General features: G+C 65.5%; 1 protein-coding gene. It reads left to right on the top strand.

Annotated elements, in window-relative coordinates; all coding sequences use genetic code 11:
• Positions 1 to 333, top strand: a 333-nt coding sequence (locus EN852_RS37430; protein WP_135879809.1) for an FAD-dependent oxidoreductase, incomplete at both ends; no start/stop codon positions are given.

Genomic DNA, 333 nt, shown 5'->3' with positions numbered 1-333 from the left:
CATCAAGAAGGTGATGGAGGGCCGCGAGCACGAGATCCGTCCCTGCGTGGGCGCCACCTATTGTCTCGACCGCATCTACGAGGGCGGCGAGGCGCTGTGCGTCCACAATGCGGCGACCGGCCGCGAGGCGGATATTCCGCACGTGATCGCCAAGACGGAAGGGCCCAAGCGTAAAGTCGTGGTCGTCGGCGCAGGGGCAGGCGGACTGGAGGTGGCGCGGGTCGCGGCCGAGCGCGGCCATGAAGTAACGATCCTGGAAGCATCATCACAAGCGGGTGGGCAGGTCCGTCTGGCGACCCAGAACCCACGCCGCAAGGAATTGATCGGTATCAT

It is taken from the genome of Mesorhizobium sp. M2E.F.Ca.ET.209.01.1.1, from assembly GCF_004010375.2.
Taxonomy (GTDB): Bacteria; Pseudomonadota; Alphaproteobacteria; order Rhizobiales; family Rhizobiaceae; genus Mesorhizobium.
Note: the sequence above shows the minus strand (reverse complement) of the source record. Positions and strands in the feature narration are given on the sequence as shown.